Annotated in this window: 25 protein-coding genes; 16 read left to right on the top strand and 9 right to left on the bottom strand. The window is 39.9% G+C overall.

What is annotated here, in order from left to right; genetic code table 11:
- Window positions 1–192 precede the first annotated feature (192 nt).
- The 3 genes from RMB06_RS12320 to RMB06_RS12310 form a co-directional block, all read right to left on the bottom strand.
- Entirely contained in the window at window positions 193–1128 is a 936-nt protein-coding gene (locus RMB06_RS12320; protein WP_126645030.1) for a lauroyl acyltransferase, read from the bottom strand.
- Window positions 1129–1238: 110 nt separating this feature from the next.
- Window positions 1239–1871, bottom strand: coding sequence for a LysE family translocator (locus RMB06_RS12315; protein ID WP_057070037.1), 633 nt, complete (start codon window positions 1869–1871; stop codon window positions 1239–1241).
- Window positions 1872–2096: 225 nt separating this feature from the next.
- Entirely contained in the window at window positions 2097–4007 is a 1911-nt protein-coding gene (locus RMB06_RS12310) for an ATP-binding cassette domain-containing protein (protein ID WP_002114959.1), read from the bottom strand.
- Window positions 4008–4039: 32 nt separating this feature from the next.
- Here RMB06_RS12310 and RMB06_RS12305 point away from each other — a divergent pair, with 32 nt between their 5' ends.
- A complete protein-coding gene (locus RMB06_RS12305) occupies window positions 4040–4285 on the top strand; it encodes a SlyX family protein (protein WP_002115104.1) in 246 nt (81 codons plus the stop codon).
- Window positions 4286–4340: 55 nt separating this feature from the next.
- Here RMB06_RS12305 and RMB06_RS12300 read toward each other — a convergent pair whose 3' ends face one another.
- Complete coding sequence (locus RMB06_RS12300) at window positions 4341–5351, bottom strand: zinc-binding alcohol dehydrogenase family protein (protein WP_213688917.1); 1011 nt, start codon at window positions 5349–5351, stop codon at window positions 4341–4343.
- A gap of 99 nt (window positions 5352–5450) precedes the next feature.
- On the opposite strand from RMB06_RS12300, the gene RMB06_RS12295 reads away from it, so the two are divergent.
- The 10 genes from RMB06_RS12295 to RMB06_RS12250 all read left to right on the top strand — a co-directional run bounded on the left by RMB06_RS12295 (window position 5451) and on the right by RMB06_RS12250 (window position 14409).
- Entirely contained in the window at window positions 5451–5828 is a 378-nt protein-coding gene (locus RMB06_RS12295; RefSeq protein WP_032035382.1) for a helix-turn-helix domain-containing protein, read from the top strand.
- A gap of 148 nt (window positions 5829–5976) precedes the next feature.
- Window positions 5977–6426: a hypothetical protein gene (locus RMB06_RS12290; RefSeq protein WP_004842579.1), complete on the top strand. Its 450-nt coding sequence runs from the start codon at window positions 5977–5979 to the stop codon at window positions 6424–6426.
- Between the two features lie 35 nt (window positions 6427–6461).
- Complete coding sequence (topA, locus tag RMB06_RS12285; RefSeq protein ID WP_213688916.1) at window positions 6462–9098, top strand: type I DNA topoisomerase; 2637 nt, start codon at window positions 6462–6464, stop codon at window positions 9096–9098.
- A gap of 90 nt (window positions 9099–9188) precedes the next feature.
- Window positions 9189–9947: a hypothetical protein gene (locus RMB06_RS12280; protein WP_213688915.1), complete on the top strand. Its 759-nt coding sequence runs from the start codon at window positions 9189–9191 to the stop codon at window positions 9945–9947.
- Between the two features lie 126 nt (window positions 9948–10073).
- Window positions 10074–10655, top strand: a complete 582-nt coding sequence (locus tag RMB06_RS12275) for an HdeD family acid-resistance protein (RefSeq protein ID WP_014208303.1) — start codon at window positions 10074–10076, stop codon at window positions 10653–10655.
- Window positions 10656–10769: 114 nt separating this feature from the next.
- Window positions 10770–12749 (top strand): ATP-dependent helicase, encoded by a 1980-nt coding sequence (locus RMB06_RS12270; RefSeq protein WP_057076904.1) that lies wholly within the window; start codon window positions 10770–10772, stop codon window positions 12747–12749.
- Window positions 12750–12822: 73 nt separating this feature from the next.
- Window positions 12823–13062, top strand: coding sequence for an RNA-binding protein (locus tag RMB06_RS12265; RefSeq protein WP_002115113.1), 240 nt, complete (start codon window positions 12823–12825; stop codon window positions 13060–13062).
- A 9-nt stretch (window positions 13063–13071) separates the two neighbouring features.
- Window positions 13072–13434, top strand: a complete 363-nt coding sequence (locus RMB06_RS12260; RefSeq protein WP_311079683.1) for an ASCH domain-containing protein — start codon at window positions 13072–13074, stop codon at window positions 13432–13434.
- A gap of 80 nt (window positions 13435–13514) precedes the next feature.
- A complete protein-coding gene (locus RMB06_RS12255) occupies window positions 13515–14018 on the top strand; it encodes a DUF6586 family protein (RefSeq protein WP_005066079.1) in 504 nt (167 codons plus the stop codon).
- Window positions 14019–14130: 112 nt separating this feature from the next.
- A complete protein-coding gene (locus tag RMB06_RS12250) occupies window positions 14131–14409 on the top strand; it encodes a hypothetical protein (RefSeq protein ID WP_002114792.1) in 279 nt (92 codons plus the stop codon).
- A gap of 35 nt (window positions 14410–14444) precedes the next feature.
- Here RMB06_RS12250 and RMB06_RS12245 read toward each other — a convergent pair whose 3' ends face one another.
- From RMB06_RS12245 to RMB06_RS12230, 4 genes are all read right to left on the bottom strand, one after another.
- Entirely contained in the window at window positions 14445–16154 is a 1710-nt protein-coding gene (locus RMB06_RS12245; RefSeq protein WP_311079682.1) for a cation:proton antiporter, read from the bottom strand.
- A 147-nt stretch (window positions 16155–16301) separates the two neighbouring features.
- Window positions 16302–16457 carry a 50S ribosomal protein L33 gene (gene rpmG, locus RMB06_RS12240; RefSeq protein WP_001205031.1) on the bottom strand — a complete coding sequence of 52 codons (156 nt, stop codon included), beginning with the start codon at window positions 16455–16457 and terminating at the stop codon, window positions 16302–16304.
- Between the two features lie 12 nt (window positions 16458–16469).
- Window positions 16470–16706, bottom strand: a complete 237-nt coding sequence (rpmB, locus tag RMB06_RS12235) for a 50S ribosomal protein L28 (protein ID WP_000048256.1) — start codon at window positions 16704–16706, stop codon at window positions 16470–16472.
- A gap of 167 nt (window positions 16707–16873) precedes the next feature.
- Window positions 16874–18322, bottom strand: a complete 1449-nt coding sequence (locus RMB06_RS12230; protein ID WP_002115149.1) for a coniferyl aldehyde dehydrogenase — start codon at window positions 18320–18322, stop codon at window positions 16874–16876.
- 112 nt (window positions 18323–18434) lie between these two features.
- On the opposite strand from RMB06_RS12230, the gene RMB06_RS12225 reads away from it, so the two are divergent.
- From RMB06_RS12225 to RMB06_RS12205, 5 genes are all read left to right on the top strand, one after another.
- Window positions 18435–19127, top strand: a complete 693-nt coding sequence (locus RMB06_RS12225) for a TetR/AcrR family transcriptional regulator (RefSeq protein WP_002114968.1) — start codon at window positions 18435–18437, stop codon at window positions 19125–19127.
- A 74-nt stretch (window positions 19128–19201) separates the two neighbouring features.
- Entirely contained in the window at window positions 19202–20065 is an 864-nt protein-coding gene (gene purU / locus RMB06_RS12220; RefSeq protein WP_311079680.1) for a formyltetrahydrofolate deformylase, read from the top strand.
- Between the two features lie 380 nt (window positions 20066–20445).
- On the top strand, window positions 20446–21195 hold the full coding sequence (locus RMB06_RS12215) for an energy transducer TonB (protein WP_002114938.1): 750 nt from the start codon (window positions 20446–20448) through the stop codon (window positions 21193–21195).
- A gap of 43 nt (window positions 21196–21238) precedes the next feature.
- Complete coding sequence (locus RMB06_RS12210) at window positions 21239–21859, top strand: MotA/TolQ/ExbB proton channel family protein (protein WP_001011664.1); 621 nt, start codon at window positions 21239–21241, stop codon at window positions 21857–21859.
- Entirely contained in the window at window positions 21859–22263 is a 405-nt protein-coding gene (locus RMB06_RS12205) for a biopolymer transporter ExbD (protein ID WP_000885432.1), read from the top strand. Before RMB06_RS12210 ends, RMB06_RS12205 begins: the two co-directional genes overlap by 1 nt.
- Before the next feature lie 57 nt (window positions 22264–22320).
- Here RMB06_RS12205 and msrA read toward each other — a convergent pair whose 3' ends face one another.
- Window positions 22321–22845 (bottom strand): peptide-methionine (S)-S-oxide reductase MsrA, encoded by a 525-nt coding sequence (gene msrA, locus RMB06_RS12200; protein ID WP_004794799.1) that lies wholly within the window; start codon window positions 22843–22845, stop codon window positions 22321–22323.
- Window positions 22846–22857: the final 12 nt, after the last annotated feature.

Here is a 22857-nt window from a genome sequence, read left to right as displayed (position 1 = left end):
GTTTATTCATTCAATAGATGGAGTTTACTCCTTACTTTTGTTTTGGCAAAAGTAACAAAACCAATTGTTGGACTAACGACCCATCCCTGATGTCGTAGTCCAACAGGCGACATCCATGTCGCCTTCGCACGATAGTACATACTGGAGTTTATTTAGATATTTATAACTATAGTGCGGTAATTATTGAAGGTTTCAGTAAATCTCTTCATATCCCTCAGGACGTGTCTTAAATCGGCGGTGGAACCACATATATTGAGTCGGTGCGATGCGAAGTTGATTTTCAATAATTTTATTAACTCGAGTTGCATCATCCACTTCGTCTTCACTTGGCATATTGTCTACCGCAGGTTCAATCAGAACATGATATTTCGGGTTCTTAATATCTCCATGGCGATAAAAATATAAAGGAACAGCAACTGCCTTAGAGATTTTTAGTAAACGACGATGAGCAGTTACTGTGGCCGCTGGCACACCAAAGAAGGGTGCCATCACCCCTTGCTTGAGTCCAAAGTCTTGATCGGGGCTATACCAAATGGCATCGCCATCTTTAAGGTGACGAATTAAACCACGCATATCATCATGGTCGATTTGTGCTTTATAAATGGTGCCACGGCAACGATAAATCAGCATATCGAGCAATGGGTTATTTTGAGGTCGATAGACAACATCTGGTTCAAAATACTGAGCACAAACATAGCCGCCAGCATCAAGAAGCGTGCTGTGAGTCCCCAGTAATAAAACACCTTTGCCCTGAGCCTGAGCATTGGTAATGTGTTCTAAGCCTTCAATGGTGACACGGTTTTTAAACCAGTAAGGTTTATACCATGCGTTTAATGTCTCAAAAATACCCAGCATCATATCTACAAAAACTTGCTTAGCTTGTTGCTGTACTTTTTCAGTTGACCATTCGGGAAAGCAGACTTCTAAATTACGAATAGTCGTTTTTCGGCGAGATTTTAAATATTTCCAAGCAAGATTTGCTAAGCCATGAGCCAGACGCCACTGAATTGCCCATGGTAAAATAGCCAAAAGCATTAAAAAAACAATGGCAATCCAAATACCCCAATATTTAGGTAATAAAAAGGACCATTGAAATTCACCGGGCGTATAAGTCTGCTTTTGGCTCATAACGATATAAAGAATTCAAAATTAAAACTGGCAAAAGTGTATCACGAACTGAATTTAACGTCGTAATACACTGTTGAATTGAGCGGTTAAGATGAGGAAGTAAAATGCGGTTATCGGCGATTTTCTAAAAGAATACGAACTGCAAGTCCAGCTAGCACTGTTCCCATAAGCCAGCGTTGTATATTTGCCCAAAGAGGTTTCTGTTGAAGAAAAAGGGCAATGCTACCCGCAGAAAGCACAATCAGCGCATTTACGGAGACGCTAACAAAAATTTGAATAGTACCGAGCTGGATGGATTGCCATAAAATACTGCCTTGCTGTGGATGAATAAACTGTGGCAATAACGATAAATACATAATCGCAATTTTAGGATTAAGTAGATTTGTAGCAAAACCCATTAAAAATAGTTTAGCTGGGGAGTCTACCGATAATTGTTTTACATCAAAAATTGGGGATGCATTGGGACGTAGTGCTTTCCATGCTAGCCAGAGTAAATAAATTGCCCCTGCAATGCGTATAGTGTCATAAGCATAAGGGACTGCGATAATAAGCGCTGTAATCCCGAAAGAAGCACAAAGCATATAAAATACGAAGCCAACGCCAACACCAGCGAGTGAAATAAATCCCGCCGTTTTTCCTTGGCAAATTGAACGAGAAATAAGGTAAATCATGTTTGGGCCAGGGGTAAGCACCATTGCCAAGCAGATTAATCCGAATGCTAAAATTTGAGAAAGATCTAGCATAAAAAATACTCGAATATTATTATATGGGTAGATATAACATAATTATTTTTATAAGTCTTATATTCAATTAGAGCTATATTTTAAACTATTAAGGCTGACTACATTTAATCACTCATCATGTATTTTTCATAGATTTTTAGCTTTCAAATTTATAGATATTCTATAAAAAGCCCCCTTAATTTAAGGAGGCTTTTTTGTTATTTAAATTGTAGGAAAGAACACAAATTAATTTCCTTTACTCATTTGCTCAAGTTCATCCCAACGCTCTAATTTTTCAAGTAATACCTCTTCAATTTCTGCGAGACGCTGACTTGCTTTAGTTGCTTCATCGGCATTACTGACAAACCACGAACCATCTGCCAGCTTGTCAGAAAGCTCTGCTTGTTCAACTTCTAGTTTCTCGATTTCGGCAGGAAGTTGCTCAAGTTCACGTTGGTCTTTATAGCTCAGTTTGACCTTTTTAACGTTACTTTGTGCAGCGGCTTTTTCAGCTTCGGCTTTTGCCTGAGCTTTTTTAACATCAGACTTTTGGTCTACGACTTTATCATCTGGACGTTGCTGCAAATAGTCTTGGTAGCCACCAATATATTCTGCAATATTACCTTTACCATCAAAGACCCAAGTCGATGTTACGACGTTGTCCATAAATGCACGGTCATGCGAAATAAGTAATAGGGTACCTTTATATTCAGAAAGCATCTCTTCAAGTAGCTCAAGAGTCACCATATCCAAGTCATTGGTTGGTTCGTCCATCACAATTAGGTTCGATGGTTTAAGCAGTAATTTAGCAAGCAAGATACGGTTACGCTCACCACCAGAAAGGGCTTTTACAGGTGTACGTGCGCGTTCAGGTGAAAACAAGAAATCTTGTAAATAGCTGTAGATATGACGGCGGTTGCCATTTACATCAACGAAGTCAGAGCCTTCTGAAACGTTTGCCATTACTGTTTTTTCAAGGTCTAAGGCATTACGTAATTGATCAAAATAAGCAACTTCTAACTGTGTACCTGTCTTAACAGAACCACCGTGCTCGATTTCACCTAAAATGGCTTTAATTAAAGTCGTTTTACCAACACCGTTATCACCGACTAGGCCAATACGGTCGCCACGCATAACAAGCGTAGAGAAATCTTTAATCAGTGGTTTGTCGTCATAAGATACGCTTAAGTGCTCGATATCAAATACTAATTTACCAGAGCGATTTGCTTCTTGAGTCGCCATACTCACTTTGCCTTGTTGTGAACGGCGAGCTTTCGACTCTTCACGTAAAGCTTTTAAGGCGCGCACACGACCTTCATTACGCGTACGACGAGCTTTAATCCCTTGGCGAATCCAAGCCTCTTCTTCAGCTAACTTTTTATCAAATAAAGCATTTTGTTTCTCTTCTGCTTCCATTTGCTGAGCTTTAAGCTCTAAATAACGTGAATAGTTGCCTTCGTAGCCACGTAGGATGCCACGGTCAAGTTCAACAATTCGAGTTGCAATGCTATCTACAAAAGAACGGTCATGCGAAATAAATAGAAGCGTTAAATTATTTTGATCGAGTAGGAATTTTTCTAGCCACTCAATACTTTCAACATCTAAATGGTTCGTCGGTTCGTCTAGAAGTAATACGTCTGGCTGTGTTAAAAGAGCACGAGCGAGTAAAACACGGCGTTTACGTCCACCTGAAAGATCTGCCAAATCTGCATTTGGATCGAGTCCCATTTTACTTAACAGGGCATTGACCTTGTTTTCGAGTGCCCAGCCGTCGAGTTGGTCGAGCTTATGCTGTAGGTTGCCCATACGGTCACAAGCTTCCATATCTCCCAGCATACAAGCATCAGTTGCTTCATGATAAGCTCTGAGTACTTCGGCAGCTTCGCCTGCGCCATCAGCTACAATGTCAGCAACCTTACCTGAATCCATTGGAACGTCTTGGGCTAACATTGAAACAGTTAAACCATTTTGAATAGAAACTTCACCAGAATCCGGTAATAGGCTTCCCTCGATCAGTTTAAGTAAAGTAGACTTACCTTCACCATTACGACCAATTAAACAGACTCGTTCGCCACGTTCTAGATTAAAGTTCGCGCCATCGAGCAGGGCAGGTCCGCCAAAAGCAAGTTGGACATCCCTTAGGGTAATATAGGCCATAATGTTTTCCAGAATCTCAAATGAGGATTTAAATGACTAAACCACCATATCATGATGATCAAGCGTCATTTTCCGCACCCATTGAAGATTTGCAAGTGCGAATTACATTTTTGGATGATTTAGTTGAACAATTAAATCAACAACTCGCTATTCAAACTCAAGAAATAGCTGATTTGAAAAAACAAATGCAATTTCTTTATCAACGTGTTGAATCGTCGGATTTGTCAGAAGGCATTGCACCTTTTGATCCATTAACGAATAAACCTCCCCACTATTAATAAAAAGGCAAGTTCGATACTTGCCTTTTTATTGGGGAATATTTTCCAATTTTGTTTAAAAACCTTGTAAGACGATCTTACCTTTTGTTGTACCACTTTCAATTTGCTGATGAACTCGTTTTAAATTTTTAGCATTAATTGGACTTATAACTTCTGTCACAGTCGTCTTAATTTTTCCTTCATCAACTAGCTTGCTGACTTCATTTAATAGTTCACTTTGTTTTGCCATATCTTCGGTCTGGAACATTGAACGTGTAAACATAAATTCCCAATGTACAGATACAGACTTGGTTTTAAACGGTTTAATATCTAACTGTTCAGGATCATCAATAAGCCCAAAACGGCCTTGCGGTGCAATCAACTCGACAATATCTGCTAAATGCTGATCTGTTTGAGTGGTTGAGAACACATATAAAGGTGCAGTTAAACCTAATTGCTTGATTTGGGCTGCTAAGGGTTGACGGTGATCTAACACATAATCTGCTCCAAGTTGCTTAATCCAGTCTTGAGTTTCTGCTCGTGAAGCTGTTGCAATAATTGTTAGGTTTGTCAGCTGTTTAAGAAGTTGAATAGTGATTGAGCCAACACCACCAGCTCCACCAATTACTAATATTGTTGTGTTTTCTGGCGCGTTCTTTGGCACTTGTAGACGATCAAATAACATCTCCCAAGCCGTGATTGCAGTTAAAGGGAGAGCTGCAGCCTCGGTTGCTTCTAAAGTTTTTGGTTTATGGCCAACAATACGTTCATTAACGAGCTGTAATTCGCTATTACTACCTTGACGATTAAGAGCACCTGCATACCAAACAATATCGCCAATCTTAAATTGTGAAACTTTATCTCCAATCGCTTCAACTACACCTACTGCGTCCCAGCCAAGCGTTTTCCACTGATTATTCTCAGGGCTTACATTCTTTCGAATTTTAGTATCTACCGGATTTACTGAGACAGCTTGTACACGAACAAGTAAATCATGTCCTTCAGCAATAGGAGCATCGAGTTCAATATCAACGAGTGCTTCTGGCGATGTAATGGAACCAGCTTTTTGATATGCCACAGCTTTCATAATTATCCTTCCTCTTGTTGAGAGTTTGATCATAACGTAAGCTTAAAATAAGTGACTACAGACAAATAACGCTCATAGTGTCAAAAAGGATACTGTAAAATGGCAAAAGCAAGACACTCAAGTTTTGATTGCTCTCCGGGTTGTTCAGTGGAGGCAGCGATTAGCTTGATTGATGGGAAATGGAAATGCGTCATTCTTTGGCATTTATTTAATGAAGGCACCTTGAGGTTTAACGAAATTCGAAAGCGTGTTCCGAGTATTACCCAAAGAATGCTGACAAATCAGCTACGTGAATTGGAACAAGATGGAATTATTCATCGGGAAGTCTATCCTCAGGTACCACCTAAAGTAGAATACTGCCTGACTGATTTGGGGCAAAGTCTTGAAAAAATTCTGTTTGCTTTAAAACAATGGGGGGATGCTCATATTGACCAGTTTGGAAAGCTGACACTTGTTGATGGACATCCGAATCCTTAATGATATTTGAGTCCACTCATTGCAATTTGCATGGTGAAATCTGACTATTTTGAAGCTTGCCCCTGTATTGGGCATTATTTTTATGATGAAACTTGCGTTTTCTGGTCAGCTTATGCAACTCTAATAAAAGAGATTAATAGGTTTTGCTATGGACAATATGGGAATTTGGGTTACCGTTATCATTGTTCTTTTCGTACTAGGCTCCATTTTTGGTTTAAGAGTGAGCCCACGTGAAAAGGCACTTGGTATTATGCGTGATAAAGCTCGTAAAATGGGTTTACACCCACGTGTAATCGTTGCACCTGAATGGACACATGTCCCAATGGCGACTGAAAAGCGTGCCAGCATGGTTGCTTATTATAGTGTATTGATTCCCGATGCCCGTTTATCTTTAATGCGTGCTCGCGTTATAGACGGCAAATTAAAAGTGGTTCAGGGTGATGAGAAATTTAATGATTCTCCCATTGCATTAAAAGGGATTTATGCTATTGATATGCAGGCAAACTGTGTAGGGCTTTATTGGGATGAGGAATCAGACCTGAGAGCAACACAATTAGATGAGATGAAGGCTTATCTGTTGAACTTGGCTAAAGCCTGATTTTTAAATTTATTGGTATAGGAATAACATTTTATATGGCGAATACCTCGCGCTCTGCATCTCAAAGCACAGCATCTACTGCACCTGCTGCACATAAACGTGCCTTAGTGATTGTGGAGTCGCCTGCCAAAGCGAAAACCATCAATAAATATCTGGGTTCGCAATACATTGTAAAGTCTTCTGTAGGTCACGTGCGTGATTTGCCAACAGGTGGCAGTAAATCAACTGAGAAAAAGCCGGCTGCCCGGACGAAACTCACTGAAGTAGAAAAAGAACAAAAAGCCAGTCAGGCTTTAGTTAATCGTATGGGGGTTGATCCTGAACATGGTTGGGAAGCTCATTACGAAGTTCTGCCAGGTAAGGAAAATGTTGTTGCTGAACTAAAAAAACTCGCCAAAGATGCCGATGCAATCTATCTCGCAACGGACTTGGATAGAGAAGGGGAAGCCATTGCTTGGCACCTAAGAGAAGTTATTGGTGGTGATGACAGTCGTTATCATCGCGTGGTATTTAACGAAATTACTAAAAATGCCATTCAAGAAGCATTTAAACAACCTACGCGTCTAGATTTAAACCGAGTTAATGCACAGCAAGCACGCCGTTTCTTAGACCGTGTTGTTGGCTTTATGGTTTCACCATTACTTTGGGAAAAGATTGCCCGTGGTTTATCGGCAGGTCGTGTACAGTCTGTAGCGGTGAAACTGGTTGTAGAGCGTGAAAGAGAAATTCGTGCTTTTATTCCGGAAGAATACTGGCAAGTTTTTGCAGACACGCAAGCCAAGAAAGATGACATTCGTCTTGAAGCAGTTAAGCAAGCTGGTAAAACCCTTAAACTGAAAAATAAAGCTGAAACTGATGCTTTATTGGATGTTTTAAAAGGTGCTGAATATAAAGTTGCACAGCGTGAAGATAAACCGACTAAGGTAAATCCAAGTGCACCGTATATCACTTCAACACTGCAACAAGCTGCAAGTACACGTTTAGGTTTTTCTGTAAAGAAAACCATGATGCTGGCACAGCGTCTATATGAAGCAGGTTTTATTACTTATATGCGTACTGACTCAACGTTCTTGAGTGATGATGCAGTAAGCATGGTACGTGCCCATATTGAAAGCCAATTTGGTGAGAAATATTTACCGGCAAAGCCAAACCGCTATGGGAACAAAGCAGGTGCTCAAGAAGCCCATGAAGCGATTCGTCCTTCAAATGTTGCACTTACAGGTGATCAACTTGCGGGTGTAGAGCGTGATGCTCAGCGTTTATATGATTTGATCTGGCGTCAGTTTGTTGCATGTCAAATGACTCCAGCAGAATATTTATCTTCAACTTTAACGGTTGAAGCTGCAAATGTTGAATTGAAGGCAAAAGGCCGTACGCTTGTATTTGATGGTTTTACACGAGTGCGTGGTGCTAACAAGTCTGATGACGATATTATTTTGCCTGCAATTAAAGTAGGTGAAATTTTAAAATTAGAGAAGTTAGACCCAAGTCAGCACTTTACTAAACCACCTGCACGTTTTACTGAAGCTTCTTTGGTTAAAGAACTCGAAAAACGTAGTATTGGTCGTCCTTCGACTTATGCAGCGATTATTTCTACAATTCAAGAACGTGGCTACGTTAAGTTAGAAAACCGTCGTCTTTTCGCCGAAAAAATGGGTGAAATTGTCACGGATCGACTTGATGAAAGTTTCAATAACTTGATGAACTATGCCTTTACAGCAGACCTTGAAGGGCAGCTCGATAAAGTTGCAACAGGTGAGCGTAACTGGAAAGAGTTACTTGATACTTTCTACGGTGACTTTAAGAAACGTCTGACCAATGCTCAGGGCGAGCACGGCATGCGCCGTAACCAACCGGTTGAAGTACCAGCGGTACATTGTCCTGAATGTTCACGTCCAATGCAGATTCGTACAGGTACAACAGGCGTGTTCTTAGGTTGTTCTGGGTATAACTTACCACCTAAAGAGCGTTGTAAAGGTACTTTGAACTTAACACCTGTTGAGTCTTTAGCTGCCCTGTCTGATGATGATGGTGCTGAAACCGCAGATTTGATGTCAAAACATCGTTGTGAAAAATGTGGCACAGCCATGGATAGCTACGTGATTGATGGTGGTCGTAAACTGCATGTATGTGGTAACAACCCTGACTGTGACGGTTTTGAGCTTGAAGAAGGCGAGTTCAAGATTAAAGGCTACGATGGACCAACCATTCCGTGTGATAAATGTGATGGTGAAATGCAGCTTAAAACTGGCCGTTTTGGTCCGTATTTCGCTTGTACAAGCTGTGACAATACTCGTAAGGTCTTGAAAAGCGGTCAGCCTGCACCTCCACGTGTAGAACCGATCAAGATGGAACATTTGCGCTCAACAAAGCATGATGACTATTTCGTGTTGCGTGATGGTGCTGCTGGTTTATTCTTGGCTGCAAGTAAATTCCCGAAAATTCGTGAAACACGTGCTCCAAAAGTTGCGGAATTGCGTAGTGTTGCTGCTCAGCTTGATCCTAAATATCAATTTATTTTACAAGCACCAGACGTAGACCCTGAAGGTAATCCGACAGTTGTGAAATTCAGTCGTAAGAATCAATCACAATATGTAGGTTCAGAAACTCCAGAAGGTAAACAAACTAAATGGAGCCTAATTTATCAAAATGGTAAATGGGTTGAGGGCTAATTAAGTCCACAATAAAAAAATGCTAGCTCAGCTAGCATTTTTTTATATCTAAAACAATAAAAGAAAATTTTAAATGTATGGGGAAAAAGAATGTGGAAAAACATTCGAGTTTTATGTTTGTTAATTATTTTATTGATTGTTGCTGTTCAGGCATGGCGAGATCAAAACCAAGACTGGAATCAACCTATTGTGGTTGTTTTACATCCTATTAATGCAGATGGTTTTCAGACAACGCAGAGCTATATTCATCAGTTGCAATACACTGATTTTGAGAGAATAAGAAATTATTTGGCAGAATGGTCGCAGCATTATCATGGTCAATCGGGAAACTTTGTAATTCGTTTAGGTCAGCCATTACAGCAACGACCTCCTGAGGTTCCTCAAAATGCCAATATCTTTCATGTGATGTGGTGGAGTTTAAAGTTTCGTTTTTATGCATGGCGCCATCAACAACCTGAAGACAATGGGGCATCACTTAAACTTTATTTAAATTATTACGATCCCAATTATCAAAAAGTTTTGATCCATTCGACTGCTTTGGAAAAAGGTCGTATTGGGAGTGTGAATTTATTTGCGACCAAAACACAAGCTTCTCAAAATCAGGTCGTGATTGTTCATGAGCTATTACATGGCTTTGGGGCACAAGACAAATATGATTTAAAAACTGGTCAACCGCTTTATCCTCTAGGTTACGCGCACCCTGAAAAAGTGCCTTTATATCCGCAAACAAATGCTGAAATCATGGGTGGTCGAACACCATTATCTGAGCAGAGCAGTAAAATGCCGAATGGTTTACATGAAACAATCATAGGTTTACCTACAGCTCAAGAAATTGGTTGGGTGAAATAAAATTGTGGATAAATACTGCTTTATCCACATTAATTGATAAGAAACGATGCAGATCTTATACAGACAAAAAATGTGAAGTGGATCACTATTATTAGGTGGATGAAATTCTAATACCTGATAATAAGAGTGGCCATGATGAAAACTGTCGGTAATGATTTGGTGCGTAATCAGTTACATGCTGATCGTAAGTGGTATTTGATATTAGGCTTTGTGCTTATTGGCTTTGGTCTAATTTTGTTTAGTTCATTACCATTTGCGACCTTTTCTGTGGTTTTTTTATTTGGAATACTCATGATGGTCGGAGGTGTTTTACATCTTGTCGCGGCCATTAGTGTATTTAAAGGTGCAAGCCGCTGGTTATGGGCACTCTTTGGCGTGCTTTATCTAATGGCAGGTTATTACGCTTTTTCTACTCCCGTAACGACTGCAGTAGTTCTGACGAGCTTATTATCAATAGCACTGATTATTGCCGGAGCTATACGTACAGTAAATGCGATTTTACTTAAACCAATTACTGGGTGGGGTTGGACCTTATTTTCAGGATTATTAACACTCGCTACAGGTATTTTGATTTTGGTTTCTAAAGATTCACCTTTTTGGGTGTTAGGCATGTTCCTTGCCATAGATATCTTATTTCAAGGAATTAATTTTCTAGGTCTGGCTTCTGCGATTAAGCATCTGCCATCTAGTTCAAAAACAGTATCTTAAATAATATTGTTGAATCAAAGAGCACTTTAGGTGCTCTTTTTGTTTATAGGGCGGGCAGACGCATCTGGGGTTGGGTCTGTTAAACTATGTTTTGGTGTTTTAGCGATATGTGTTATGAGTCTTGCAAAATTAATTAATGAACTAAATGCTCAGCAAAAAAAAGCAGCCACGACGTCTGCGCAGAACTGTTTAGTTTTAGCAGGTGCTGGCTGTGGCAAGACTAAGACGATTGTTGCCCGTGCTGCTTATTTAATTGATCAAGGCTTACCAGCAAACCAAATTCAGATTTTAACATTCACCCGACGTGCTGCGAGTGAGATTGTTGCAAGAGTAGAGCAGCATGTAGGAGCACAGGCAAAGGGTCTAAGAGCTTCAACTTTTCATACTTTTTGTATGTATTTACTGCGCCGTAATCCACAAGCTTTTGGCTTAAATCAATTTAGTATTATTGATCGTGATGATCAGTTGCTGATGTTCCGTTTATTAAGAGGTAAAGACAAAGATAATGTTTTACCTAAAGCGGCAGAGCTGTGTGATCTATATTCCTATGCAAGAAATACTCAATCTAAGCTTTCTGAAGCATTAATCAAACAGCTTCCAGATGCATATGAGCATAAAACTCAAATTGCTGAGTTGATGAAAACTTATGAGCAGCGCAAAAGAGAGCGTAATTTTTTAGATTACGATGATATCCTGTCGATTGTGGCGGTGCATTTACAAAACTCAGAAGCGCTCACCAATTGGGTTGCAGGTTTTTGTCAGGCATTACTAGTTGATGAAATGCAAGATACAAACCCTTTGCAATGGGCTTTGTTGCAGCCCTTAATTGGTAAAGTGAAGTTGTTTTGCGTGGGTGATGACGCTCAGTCCATTTATGGCTTTCGTGGCGCAGACTTTGAAAATATCCATTCTTTTAAAGAACGAATACCCGATGCAGAAGTACTTACACTGGCTTTAAATTATCGCTCGACTCAAGAAATCTTAGATTTATCGAACTGGCTGTTGGCACATAGCCCAATTGATTATCAAAAACAGCTACAAGCACATCGTGGCCAAGGGCAAAAGCCACAGCTACATTTGTTTGGTAATGAGTTTGAAGAAGCAAACTGGATTGCACAAGATTTAATAACGCGCCATCAACAAGGTGCAAACTGGCATGACCATATGGTGTTAGTTCGTTCTGGCTATAGTGCCCGATACCTAGAAGGGGCTTTTATTGCGGCGGAAATACCTTATCGTTTTATTGGTGGGGTAAAGCTTCTTGAGTCGGCCCATGTAAAGGATGTGCTCAGTCTCTTACGTATTGTGAGTAACCCTCACGATGATTTGGCTTGGATGCGCTTTCTAACTTTGTGGGATGGGATCGGTGATGTTGGTGCTAGTAAGTTAGCCCAAGAGCTGATGGGAATTGTTGATGTCGAGGAGCGCTGTCAGCGACTTGAACGCCATGGCAAGGTACCTCTACAAGCGATTTTAATTTTAAAACAGCTAGATGTATTACAGCAGCATGTCGAGGCAAGTATTGGCTTGGCTCTCGATGCTTTAGGTGAACAGCTAGAGCAAAATTATAAAACTAAAGATTGGTCGCGTCGTTTAAAAGACTTTGATTTGGTTAAGCAACTTGCACGCAAACATGCGTCATTAGGTGAATTCCTCGAAGAATATGTTCTTGAACCTATTTCAGTTTCTGAAATTGAAAAAGCTGCTGATCAAGATTTGGTAACTTTAATTACGATTCATTCAGCTAAGGGTGCCGAACAGAAAGTTTGTTATGTACCTCACGTATCGCCAAATCAATATCCTTATGCAAGGGCACAGGGTGATTTTGATGATGTTGAGGAAGAACGCCGTGTGCTATATGTTGCCTTAACGCGTGCTGAAAATGAATTAATCTTGACGAAGCAAAATCTTAATACATGGTCGCAAGACACTTATGATGAGCAAGGTCGTAAAGTTGAGAGTTATTTCTTAAATGATCTGCCTGCACACTTGGTTCAAGCAAAAATTCATAGGCAAGTACCTCAGCAATTTACTAAAAAACAATGGAACAGATCTCCTGCAGTAAATTTAGGTTTTGGTATCGATCTGGACTAAACTACTGTATAAGACGCTGTGATTACTTAAATGTATATTGGCCCTCCCTTTTATTGCCAATTAAGGTTAGAAAATGAAAATATTAGTTCGTAATTTAGATCGTGCTGTAAGTGAAGCTGAAGTTTTAGAGTTGTTTAAGGCATATGGTAAAGTTGATACATGTGTTCTGGTGACTGATAAAGACACAGGTAAATCGAAAGGCTTTGGTTTTGTTGAAATGCCGAATCCACGTGAAGCGATTAAGGCAATTAAAGGCTTAAATACGCTTAAAGTGAAAGGCTATGGAATTCGAGTTAAAGCAGCCGAAGAATAAGTTTTTCTGATGAAAAGACAATTTTTAGCTCTCTCGATTGTAACGCCGAATGGTACTCGTATTGCTGAAGGTATAAAAACACTTGAAGTGCGTTCATGGATACCTACGCAGTTACCAGTGAAAGATCTATTAATTGTCGAAAACCAGAACTTTCTGGTTAAAGATACTGATGAGGAGGAAGGAGTTGCTGTCGCTTTAGTTGATGTCGACTCAGTTCATACTTGGCGAAATGACGAGGTCAATTTAGCCTGTGCATCTGCTTGGAGTGAAGACTATTTTGCTTGGGTCTTAAGTAATGTTCGTCCTATAAAACAGCCAGTGAAAATTTTAGCTAAACGTAAAATTTATCAAGTTGAGCTGGATTTACCATAAATAACGTTGATTTTATCAATGGAGTCGTTAAGCTAAGAATAGCTATTGCAATGGCGATTTTAGAACAGGAAAGTTTAGTTATGTCACGTGTTGCTCGTTATCATGCCGATCGTACCAATCAGAAGCTCTATTTTGCACGTCTAGCGTGTCAACAGGCAGAGCAGACCGATCATGTGCAGCAGGTACAAGCTTACCGTGAAGCAGCTGTATTTCATTTACATGGCGCAATGTTAGCGTTCTTACAAGAATTGGTACGTTATTACCGTTTAAATGATTTGCAACCCACCTTAAAATCTATTGAGGAACATATGGCGGCAAAAGGACAGGTTTCCCCTGAAGTGTCCGTTTTGCAGCAATTGGCAAAAGATGGTTTTGTTGCAGAGTTAAAACGAGCTTATCGTATGTGCCAATACGCCCCAGAACCAAAAGAACCGACTCCTGAAGAAGAAACTTCTTCTAACCTTATTATTAAAGTGACACAAGGGCCTCAGTCTTGGTTGCCAGATGTTAAAATCTTGCGTGAATGGCACCGAGAATTAAGTCATTTAATTGATGGTTTTCGTAACGAAATGGTCGAGTTCTAAAATTAAACTGCCTAGATGCTTGAAATTTCGACTAGGTGTGCCTATATAAATAAGACAAGAGATGCAAAGTGCAAGGGTGCTTTGCCACCATGTTGAAACATGGAGGAAGTATATGTCTATACAGCAATTGAAAGAGTTATTTGGAAATCAAGAAGCAGTGTTGGAATTAGTTCAACTCGAAGGTGGTGAACTCGCCTTGCGTAATGCAGGTTCTGAGAATGAACCCTTGGTTAAAATTCAATTTAGCGATGAAGTCAAAGCAATCTTGGGTGAGCAGACTCCAGTTGTTGCTCAGCATATGATTCAGGCTGCATTGTTTGGACTGCTGGAAAAGCAGGTAAACGAGTGGCAGGCTGAGGTATTAGACGAACAGCCTAAATTCTTGAGTTAAAAAAAGCGTACTCTTGAGTACGCTTTTTATATGGGTTAATGAATTGTTGACTGATGAGCAAGCTCGATCTGATTTAAGATGTGGTGACTCATATTCTTTGCCATTTCTTCTTTTGCATAGAACACTTCGCCAATATTTTCATCACGGATAACCGCTGCTTCTTCTTTGCTTTCTGCGCAAATTAACACCTGAATCTGAGAATTTAATTGCTTGGCAATGGTCACAATACGGTGGATATCTAAAATATCCATAGGTGAGATTACCAAGAGTCGTGCATGCATGATATGTGCTTGAATTAAAACACTTGGTTCAGTAGCAACACCACTCACAGCAGCAATATTTGCATTACGTAGTTTTTCTACGATTTCACGATTCTCTTCAGCAATAACGACCTTAATATTCTCATTAATTAGATTTTCAGTGATGCGTCTTCCTACACCGCCATATCCCACAATTACGACCTGATCACGTAAGTAAGCTTGATCAACTTCATCGGGTAACATTGCCAATGGGTCACCACTACGTTCAAGCAGTCGAGCTAAGTGAGAGCGTTCACGAATCCAGCGTTGTACAGGTTCAATTGCTGAGAAGATGAAAGAGTTAAGCGTAATTGAAAATAAAGCGCCCGCTAGAATTAGATTCTGAGCTTCTAAGCTTAATAGGCCTAAAGAAACACCAAGTGTTGCTAAAATAAATGAAAACTCACCAATCTGTGCAAGGCTTGCCCCGACTGTTAAAGCTGTATTGATTGGATAGCGGAAGAATAAAACCAATGCCATTGCAGCAAGTGTCTTACCCACCATAATAATCGCGATAACAGCTAAAATATGGAGCGGACTCTCAACAAGAATGTGGGGATCAAACAGCATACCCACAGAAACGAAAAATAAAATCGAGAAAATTTCACGTAGTGGAAGAGTCTCTTCCTCTGCACGATGGCTAAAGTCTGATTCTTTAACGACCATACCTGCAAAGAATGCCCCTAAAGCCATTGAAACCCCAAAGATGGCATAAGAACCGTAAGCAATCGAAACAGCAGCAGCGACGACAGTCAGCGTAAATAGCTCTCGTGACCCTAAACGAGCAACAAATTGCATAATAATAGGTACAACGCGCTTGCCTACAATGAGCATAAAGGCAATAAAGCCAATCACCTTTAATAAGGTTATCCCAAGGGTTAACCAGATATTACCGTCTGCACCTGCTGGTGCTTTTCCACCGAGTAAAACAGCTGTAGCCGGAAGAAGTACTAAAACCAGTACCATCACTAAATCTTCGACTAACAACCAACCCACAGCAATTTTGCCGTTAACTGAGTCTAAAAGACCTCGGTCTCCTAATGCTTTTAATAATACAACTGTACTCGCACACGATAGACTTAAGCCAAAAACGAGTGCAGACCCGAAACTCCATCCCCATAGCATTGAAACGCCAATACCAAGTAAGGTTGCAACAGCGATCTGTAAAATTGCGCCAGGTAAGGCAATACGACGAACTAGTAATAAGTCTTTTAATGAAAAGTGCATCCCTACACCAAACATCAGGAACATGACCCCGAGTTCTGCAAGCTGGTTGGCAAGGTGGATATCTGCTTCTATACCAGGTGTATTTGGGCTAATAATAATTCCGGCAATTAAATAGCCGATAAGAGGGGGGAGTCGTAATCGGGCTGCAATATAGCCAAAAATGAGGGCAACGCCGAAACCAACAGCAAGTAAAATAATTAAATCTACGTCATGCGGCACTAAAAACTCCTTTTACGTGAGTTAGGCTAAAAACAAGCATAAAAAATGCCAAGGCGGAATGTAGAGAAAGTTTAACAAAAAGGTAGGTATAAAAAAAATGCAAAAAAAAACGACTTCATAAAGAAGTCGTTTTTTTCGAGGCTAAAATTATTTGATTTTAGCTTCTTTGAAAATCACGTGTTGACGGATTTTTGGATCAAATTTTTTGATTTCCATTTTTTCCGGCATAGTACGTTTGTTTTTAGTCGTGGTATAGAAGTAACCTGTACCAGCTGAAGAAACGAGGCGAATCTTATCACGCATTGCTCAGACTCCTTAGATCTTTTGACCTTGAGCACGAAGGTCTGCAACAACCTTTTCGATACCCAATTTGTCAATAATACGCATACCTTTAGTGGTTAAACGAAGACGTACAAAACGTTTTTCGCTTTCTAACCAGAAACGGTGGTGGTGCAGGTTCGGCTCGAACCGGCGCTTGGTTTTGTTGTTGGCGTGTGAGACGTTGTTACCAACGACTGGACGCTTGCCGGTAACTTGGCAAACCTTAGACATGGTGTAACTCCATTGATTCAGCCAACAGCAAATCTGTGGCCAGTCATACTAAATGTAAACGGATGAATTCATTCAAGGGGCGTTTTATACCAAAAATACGATTAAAAGACAAGCGAAATTGGTAAAAACGAGGCATGATTTAGTATAACAGATCATGCCTTGATCAGTTAGCGCAACAAGGTTTTCGAAATGAATCGATGAATCGGCTTATTGAACGGTGGAAGAATGTATTTAAGGCTATAAAGTTTTGGATTTGACATCACCGAACGCTCATGAGAAAGACTAAAAAAGCCCTCTGGTCCGTGATATTTACCCATACCTGATGCGCCAATTCCGCCAAACGGTAAATCATCTTGTGCAACATGGGTAATCACCATGTTAATTCCAAAATGCCCTGAATGGGTGTGCTGTGCAATATAGTCAGCACGCGCTTGATCATAGTCAAAATAATACATCGCTAAAGGACGTGGACGACTATTAATGAATTCGATGACTTCTTCTATTTGGTCATATTCTAAAATCGGTAGAATAGGCCCGAAGATTTCATTTTGCATAATATCCATTGCGGTCGTCACGCCAGTGACTAAAGTCGGTGCAATTTTACGGACATCATCTAAAATTTCATTTTGAGGATTAATTTCAACAATACGTGCGCCTTGATCACGGGCATTTTCAAGATAACCTTGAATGCGATTGTACTGTTTATCATTAATAATAGAGGTGTAGTCTTGGTTGTTGCGGAAATGAGGATACATTCCAGCCACAATCAATTTAAAGTTTTCGATGAACTCGGCAGTTTTGCCTCGTGGTAAGAAAATATGATCTGGTGCAACACAAGTTTGTCCTGCATTCCACAATTTACCTACAGCAATACGTTGAGCCACATCTTTCATGTCCATTGATGCATGTACTAGAGCAGGAGATTTTCCGCCTAACTCAAGAATCACTGGAACTAGGTTTTGAGCTGCGGCTGCCATTACTGTTTTACCAACAGAAGTTGAGCCTGTAAAAATCATTTTGTCGAAAGGCAAATGACTAAACGCATCTGAAATAACGCCACCACCATTTACCACAGCAACTAATTCTTGTGGGAATGCTTCTGCCAATGCACTTTCAAGGACTCTTCCAAAATTTGGTGAGGCGCTAGAAATTTTGATCATGGCGTGGTTGCCCGCAGCTAGTGCGCAGATTAGTGGCCCAACTGAAAGTAATAATGGGTAATTCCATGGTGTAATAATACCAATCACACCCATAGGCTGATATTGTACCCAACCTTTTGCTGGCTGATGTAATACACTGATGTGGCGTTTTGATGGTTTCATCCACGCAGTCAGATGTTTACTGTAATACTTGATTTGTTCCAAACTCGTGAGTAGTTCACCAATTTTTGTTTCCATAACTGCACGATTGCCATAATCAAGGTTAATTGCTTCGGCAATCTGATCTTGATATTTTACCAAGACTCTTTTAAGACGAGCTAAACGATCAATACGCTCTTTAGCAGTGGGTACCGGATGACGTAAATAAGCGAGCTTTTGTTGTTCAAGCAAATCATGTAAATGCTTAACATCATAAGGAAGCTGAGTCTCTGGATTTGTTTTTGTTTGACTGTTCATCGGTACTTACCAAATATACTGATATACTTATTTTTTAGAGTAAATACTCTAAATAGTCAAGTCGGTTTATGTGCTTAAGTCTTAACCATGTGAATTATTAAAGGTTATTAAAATGTCTCTACCTAAAGCTCTGAAGACAAAAGACCGGATTTTACAAATCAGTTTGCAGCTTTTTAACGAGCGAGGTGAACGGTCGGTTACAACCAATCATATTGCTGCGGAGTTAGGTATTAGCCCTGGAAACTTGTATTACCATTTTCGGAATAAGCATGAAATTATTAAAGAATTAATGTACCAATATCAGGTTGAGACTTTGGAAATGCTTTCTTTACCTGAAGACAGACCATTAACGACCAATGACAAAATCAACTATTTTCAAGTGTTAAGTGGTCAACTTTGGAGTTACCGTTTTATCCATCGTGATGTCTATCATTTAGTTGAAAGTAACGAAGACTTTAAAAAGATTTATCCGCGTTTTGCGGGGCAGGTCATGCAGCAAGGGCAAAAAATTTATCAAGCCTTTGTCGATGCTGGTCTTATGAAAATGACACCATCTGAAATTGAAGCGCTCATTATTAACTTATGGATTGTATTAACAAACTGGACAAACTTTTTATATATGTCTGGTCACATTAGTGACAATAACCATTTAGAAGAAAAGTGGGTTTGGCAGGCATTACGTCAAATGGTTTTCCTTGAAGGTCCTTATCTTATGGGGGAAAGCCGAGCAACTTACGAGCAGTTGCTTGATTCACTGGGGCCTTCTGATCTATTCGCCAGCTTGTCGTCGTTAAAAGATGAATAGTTGTACTTGCCTATTTAGAGCGCTAGAATACTCGGCTTATTAAAAATTTGACTCAATTAAGTGATATTAACCAAATGAATATGACCACTGCCAATACAGCCCGTTTACTGATTACTTGTGAAGACAAGCCTGGGATCGTACAGGCTGTATCGAGCTTTTTGTACCACCAAGGTGCAAACATTACCGCGCTTGATCAGTATGCGACGGAAGCTCAGGGTGGACGTTATTTCATGCGTGTTGAGTTTGAACTTGACCATTTACAGTCACGTAAAGATGCATTAATTCAAACATTTGCTGCCAACGTTGCTGAGCGTTATGGCATGCAATGGCGTCTTGCTTTCGTAAACGAAATTAAAAAGGTTGGTATTTTAGTTTCTAAAGTCGACCATGCTTTACTTGAGTTATTGTGGCGTCATGCACGTGGTTCGTTACCTTGTGAAATTACACACGTGATTTCTAACCACGAAGACTTACGTGAATCTGTTGAGAACTTCGGTATTCCATTTACTGTAATTAAAGTAACTAAAGACAATAAAGCTGAAGCTTATGCACAAATTGATGAAATGATGCAGGGCAATAACTTATTAGTTCTTGCACGCTACATGCAGATTTTAAGCGAAGATTTTGTTGCGAAATGGGAAATGAAAATCATCAATATCCACCATTCTTTCTTGCCAGCTTTCGTGGGTGCTAACCCATATAAACAAGCTTATGAAAAAGGTGTGAAGTTGATTGGTGCGACAGCTCACTATGTGACTGCTGATTTAGACCAAGGTCCAATTATTGAGCAAGACGTTGAGCGTGTAAGCCATGACTATAATGTTGAGCAACTTCGTGAGCTAGGTGAAGATGTTGAGCGTAATGTATTAGCTCGCGCAGTAAAATGGCATTTAGAAGACCGTATTATTGTTGATGGTAACAAGACAGTTGTTTTTTAAATAACGCTTATTTAAAAAAAGCACGCTTCAGGCGTGTTTTTTTATATCAAAAAAAATATTGAAATGATATAACATAACAATATTGAGTGAGTTTATGGTAGGATTCGATCTCTTCATAGTGAAATTAATCTAACTATATAAGCTAGATTAAACACTTTGTGAACAAGAGATACGCGTTCATGTAACTATGAGAAAACAAAAGCAAAGACACTCAACTGATACAAATTAGTGATATTGAGCAAATGTTTTTCTCAAAAAATAGTTGCAAATGAAAACACTTCTCATTTATTATTGTGGCACTTTATTGTTCTATCCGATGTTTGAAATCGTTTCTACAAATAGAAATCTGAAATCATCATCCATTAGGTAATTAGATTCTTATGAGTCAATCTTCCGCAGCCTTAAACTCTCCCAATCCGATGAAAAAGAAAGTCATCACGGCACTAATTGCGGTTGCAATTGGTCATATCGGGGTCTTATGGGCGGTCAGCCATATTAAGCCTGCTGAATTAAAGCCAATCGAGAAGAAGCCTTTACAGGTACGTTTCGTAAAAATTCAAGAGCAACCAAAACCACTACCTCCTAAGCCAAAGGAGCCGCCTAAAAAGCCGGAACCTAAAAAAGAGGTAAAAGAAGTTAAAGTTGTTGAAAAACCTGTGACACCACCTAAAAAAGTGGAAAAAATTCAACAGGTGAAAAAAGCTGAAACACCAAAAGAAACAGTAAAGACAGAACCTAAAGTTGAAACCAAAGTGGTAACGACAACTGTTACTGAAAAAGTTATTGAAAAACCAAAACCAGTGGTACAAGAAGCGCCTAAAGCTCAACCTGCCCCAGATCCATCACCGAAACGCGTTTCAATTGGTGGTTCGGGTGTACAGTGGAGCCGCTCACCACGTTTAACAGTTTCTTCAAAAGATTTACAAGGCGAAGCACGCTCTGTCATGGTACTTATTGAAGCCGATGAAAAAGGCAAAATTATTAATGTACGAGTGACTAGAAGTAGTGGTATTTCAAGTCTAGATGACAAAGTAGTCCGTGCTGTTCGCGGTGCGAAATTTAAACCTTATATGGAAAATGGTGTTGCTTATCCAATTAAAGCAGAGCAACCCTTTGATTTAACCCCTTAAATGAATTTGAGTCCCAACGGCTAACCTTAATCAGGAGTTCAATATGAACTTTTCAATCTATTGGCAACATGCAGATGCAGTGAGTAAAACCCTGTATTTCATCTTATTGGCAATGTCGATTGCTACCTGGACAGTTTTCATCTTACGTTTGATGGGGACTCGCCAGCTAAAACAACAAGCTTATGCTCAACTTTCTCAGGCTATCACTTCGCTAAAAGCAAAGTTACAACCGTTGAGTTTTGAACAGCGTAAAGCGGTTGCAGAGCAGGCATTACTTCGTCAGATTTCTGCTGAAAAAGCCAATGCTGATAAAGGTATTTCTGTTTTAGGAACGATTGCTTCAATTGCACCATTCGTGGGTTTGTTTGGTACGGTATGGGGTATTTTCCATGCACTTGTTGCGGTAGGTAAAAGTGGACAAGCAGGTTTGGCTCAAGTGGCTACACCAGTAGGTGAAGCACTTATTATGACGGGTCTTGGTCTTGCAGTTGCGATTCCTGCGGTATTGGCTTATAACATTTGTGTACGTGCAAATCGTGGTCTTGCTCATGACTTACAAGATCAAGCACATAGCTTGTTAATTGACACGATGTTGCAGCAAGACTCAACTGTAAAGTCTGATGTAAAAACTGCACAGCAAAGTTACGTTGGAGGTCAAGCTTAATGGCTTTTCAATTGGGTGAAGACCACGATAGTGGCATGAATGAGATGAACCTCATTCCGCTAATCGACATTATGTTGGTGTTAATGATCATCTTTTTGGTCACAGCAACAGTTGCCAACCCATCGATTCCATTAACGCTTCCTAAAACAACTGCTGAAATTATTGATCCACCACCAAAAGCTATTACGATTAGTATCAATGCAAATGGTGAAGTGGCTTGGGATACTCAAGTAATTAGCCTAGATGAGCTTCAAAAACGTTTTCAAGAAGCAGGTCAAGGTGATGTTAAACCAACAGTTCAACTTCGTGCTGATAAAGAGTCGAAGTACGATACTGTTGCTCAGGTAATGTCTCGCGCCAGTGAAGCCGGACTGAGCGATATTGCCTTTGTAAGTGAAAACTAAAATTTAGTTTACTCAATAAAAAAGCAACCAAACTGGTTGCTTTTTTATTGCTCTGATTTATTGATCTTTCATCAGATGCTGGAATTTACTATATAGCTTGAGCAGCTTTGGTGGAATCGCAAAGTTGCAATAACCTTGTGAAGGATTCTTTGCATAGTAATTCTGATGATATTCTTCTGCTGGATAGAATGTCGGAACAGGGGACAGCTCAGTCACAATATCAAGATCGTCATTTTTTAGAGTCTGAATCGTGTGTTCCGCTGCCTGCTTTTGCTCTTCATTATAATAGTAAATAACAGAGCGGTATTGTGTGCCGATATCATTACCTTGGCGATTTAAAGTCGTTGGATCATGAGTCGCAAAGAACACGTCGAGTAACTGGGAGTAAGTTACTTGCTCTTCATCAAAGTCGACTAAGATCACCTCAGCGTGCTGGGTGTCTCCTTGACATACTTGCTCGTAGGTAGGGTTAGTGGTGTGTCCACCTGCATAACCACTAGTTACTTTTTCTACACCGCGTATTTGTAAAAATACAGCTTCGACGCACCAAAAACAGCCGCCGCCAAATAATGCCTGTTGCATTGTTTTTCCCTC

This window comes from Acinetobacter sp. V104_13, assembly GCF_031798995.1.
GTDB lineage: Bacteria > Pseudomonadota > Gammaproteobacteria > Pseudomonadales > Moraxellaceae > Acinetobacter > Acinetobacter pittii.
This window is presented reverse-complemented; position numbering and strand designations above follow the sequence as displayed.

Excerpts from the sequence above, each read along its gene's own strand:
- RMB06_RS12320 (WP_126645030.1), bottom strand. The coding sequence starts at position 1,128 with ATGAGCCAAAAGCAGACTTATACGCCCGGTGAATTTCAATGGTCCTTT.
- RMB06_RS12315 (WP_057070037.1), bottom strand. The coding sequence starts at position 1,871 with ATGCTAGATCTTTCTCAAATTTTAGCATTCGGATTAATCTGCTTGGCA.
- RMB06_RS12310 (WP_002114959.1), bottom strand. The coding sequence starts at position 4,007 with ATGGCCTATATTACCCTAAGGGATGTCCAACTTGCTTTTGGCGGACCT.
- RMB06_RS12305 (WP_002115104.1), top strand. The coding sequence starts at position 4,040 with ATGACTAAACCACCATATCATGATGATCAAGCGTCATTTTCCGCACCC.
- RMB06_RS12300 (WP_213688917.1), bottom strand. The coding sequence starts at position 5,351 with ATGAAAGCTGTGGCATATCAAAAAGCTGGTTCCATTACATCGCCAGAA.
- RMB06_RS12295 (WP_032035382.1), top strand. The coding sequence starts at position 5,451 with ATGGCAAAAGCAAGACACTCAAGTTTTGATTGCTCTCCGGGTTGTTCA.
- RMB06_RS12290 (WP_004842579.1), top strand. The coding sequence starts at position 5,977 with ATGGACAATATGGGAATTTGGGTTACCGTTATCATTGTTCTTTTCGTA.
- topA (WP_213688916.1), top strand. The coding sequence starts at position 6,462 with ATGGCGAATACCTCGCGCTCTGCATCTCAAAGCACAGCATCTACTGCA.
- RMB06_RS12280 (WP_213688915.1), top strand. The coding sequence starts at position 9,189 with ATGTGGAAAAACATTCGAGTTTTATGTTTGTTAATTATTTTATTGATT.
- RMB06_RS12270 (WP_057076904.1), top strand. The coding sequence starts at position 10,770 with ATGAGTCTTGCAAAATTAATTAATGAACTAAATGCTCAGCAAAAAAAA.
- RMB06_RS12265 (WP_002115113.1), top strand. The coding sequence starts at position 12,823 with ATGAAAATATTAGTTCGTAATTTAGATCGTGCTGTAAGTGAAGCTGAA.
- RMB06_RS12260 (WP_311079683.1), top strand. The coding sequence starts at position 13,072 with ATGAAAAGACAATTTTTAGCTCTCTCGATTGTAACGCCGAATGGTACT.
- RMB06_RS12255 (WP_005066079.1), top strand. The coding sequence starts at position 13,515 with ATGTCACGTGTTGCTCGTTATCATGCCGATCGTACCAATCAGAAGCTC.
- RMB06_RS12250 (WP_002114792.1), top strand. The coding sequence starts at position 14,131 with ATGTCTATACAGCAATTGAAAGAGTTATTTGGAAATCAAGAAGCAGTG.
- rpmG (WP_001205031.1), bottom strand. The coding sequence starts at position 16,457 with ATGCGTGATAAGATTCGCCTCGTTTCTTCAGCTGGTACAGGTTACTTC.
- rpmB (WP_000048256.1), bottom strand. The coding sequence starts at position 16,706 with ATGTCTAAGGTTTGCCAAGTTACCGGCAAGCGTCCAGTCGTTGGTAAC.
- RMB06_RS12230 (WP_002115149.1), bottom strand. The coding sequence starts at position 18,322 with ATGAACAGTCAAACAAAAACAAATCCAGAGACTCAGCTTCCTTATGAT.
- RMB06_RS12225 (WP_002114968.1), top strand. The coding sequence starts at position 18,435 with ATGTCTCTACCTAAAGCTCTGAAGACAAAAGACCGGATTTTACAAATC.
- purU (WP_311079680.1), top strand. The coding sequence starts at position 19,202 with ATGAATATGACCACTGCCAATACAGCCCGTTTACTGATTACTTGTGAA.
- RMB06_RS12215 (WP_002114938.1), top strand. The coding sequence starts at position 20,446 with ATGAGTCAATCTTCCGCAGCCTTAAACTCTCCCAATCCGATGAAAAAG.
- RMB06_RS12210 (WP_001011664.1), top strand. The coding sequence starts at position 21,239 with ATGAACTTTTCAATCTATTGGCAACATGCAGATGCAGTGAGTAAAACC.
- RMB06_RS12205 (WP_000885432.1), top strand. The coding sequence starts at position 21,859 with ATGGCTTTTCAATTGGGTGAAGACCACGATAGTGGCATGAATGAGATG.
- msrA (WP_004794799.1), bottom strand. The coding sequence starts at position 22,845 with ATGCAACAGGCATTATTTGGCGGCGGCTGTTTTTGGTGCGTCGAAGCT.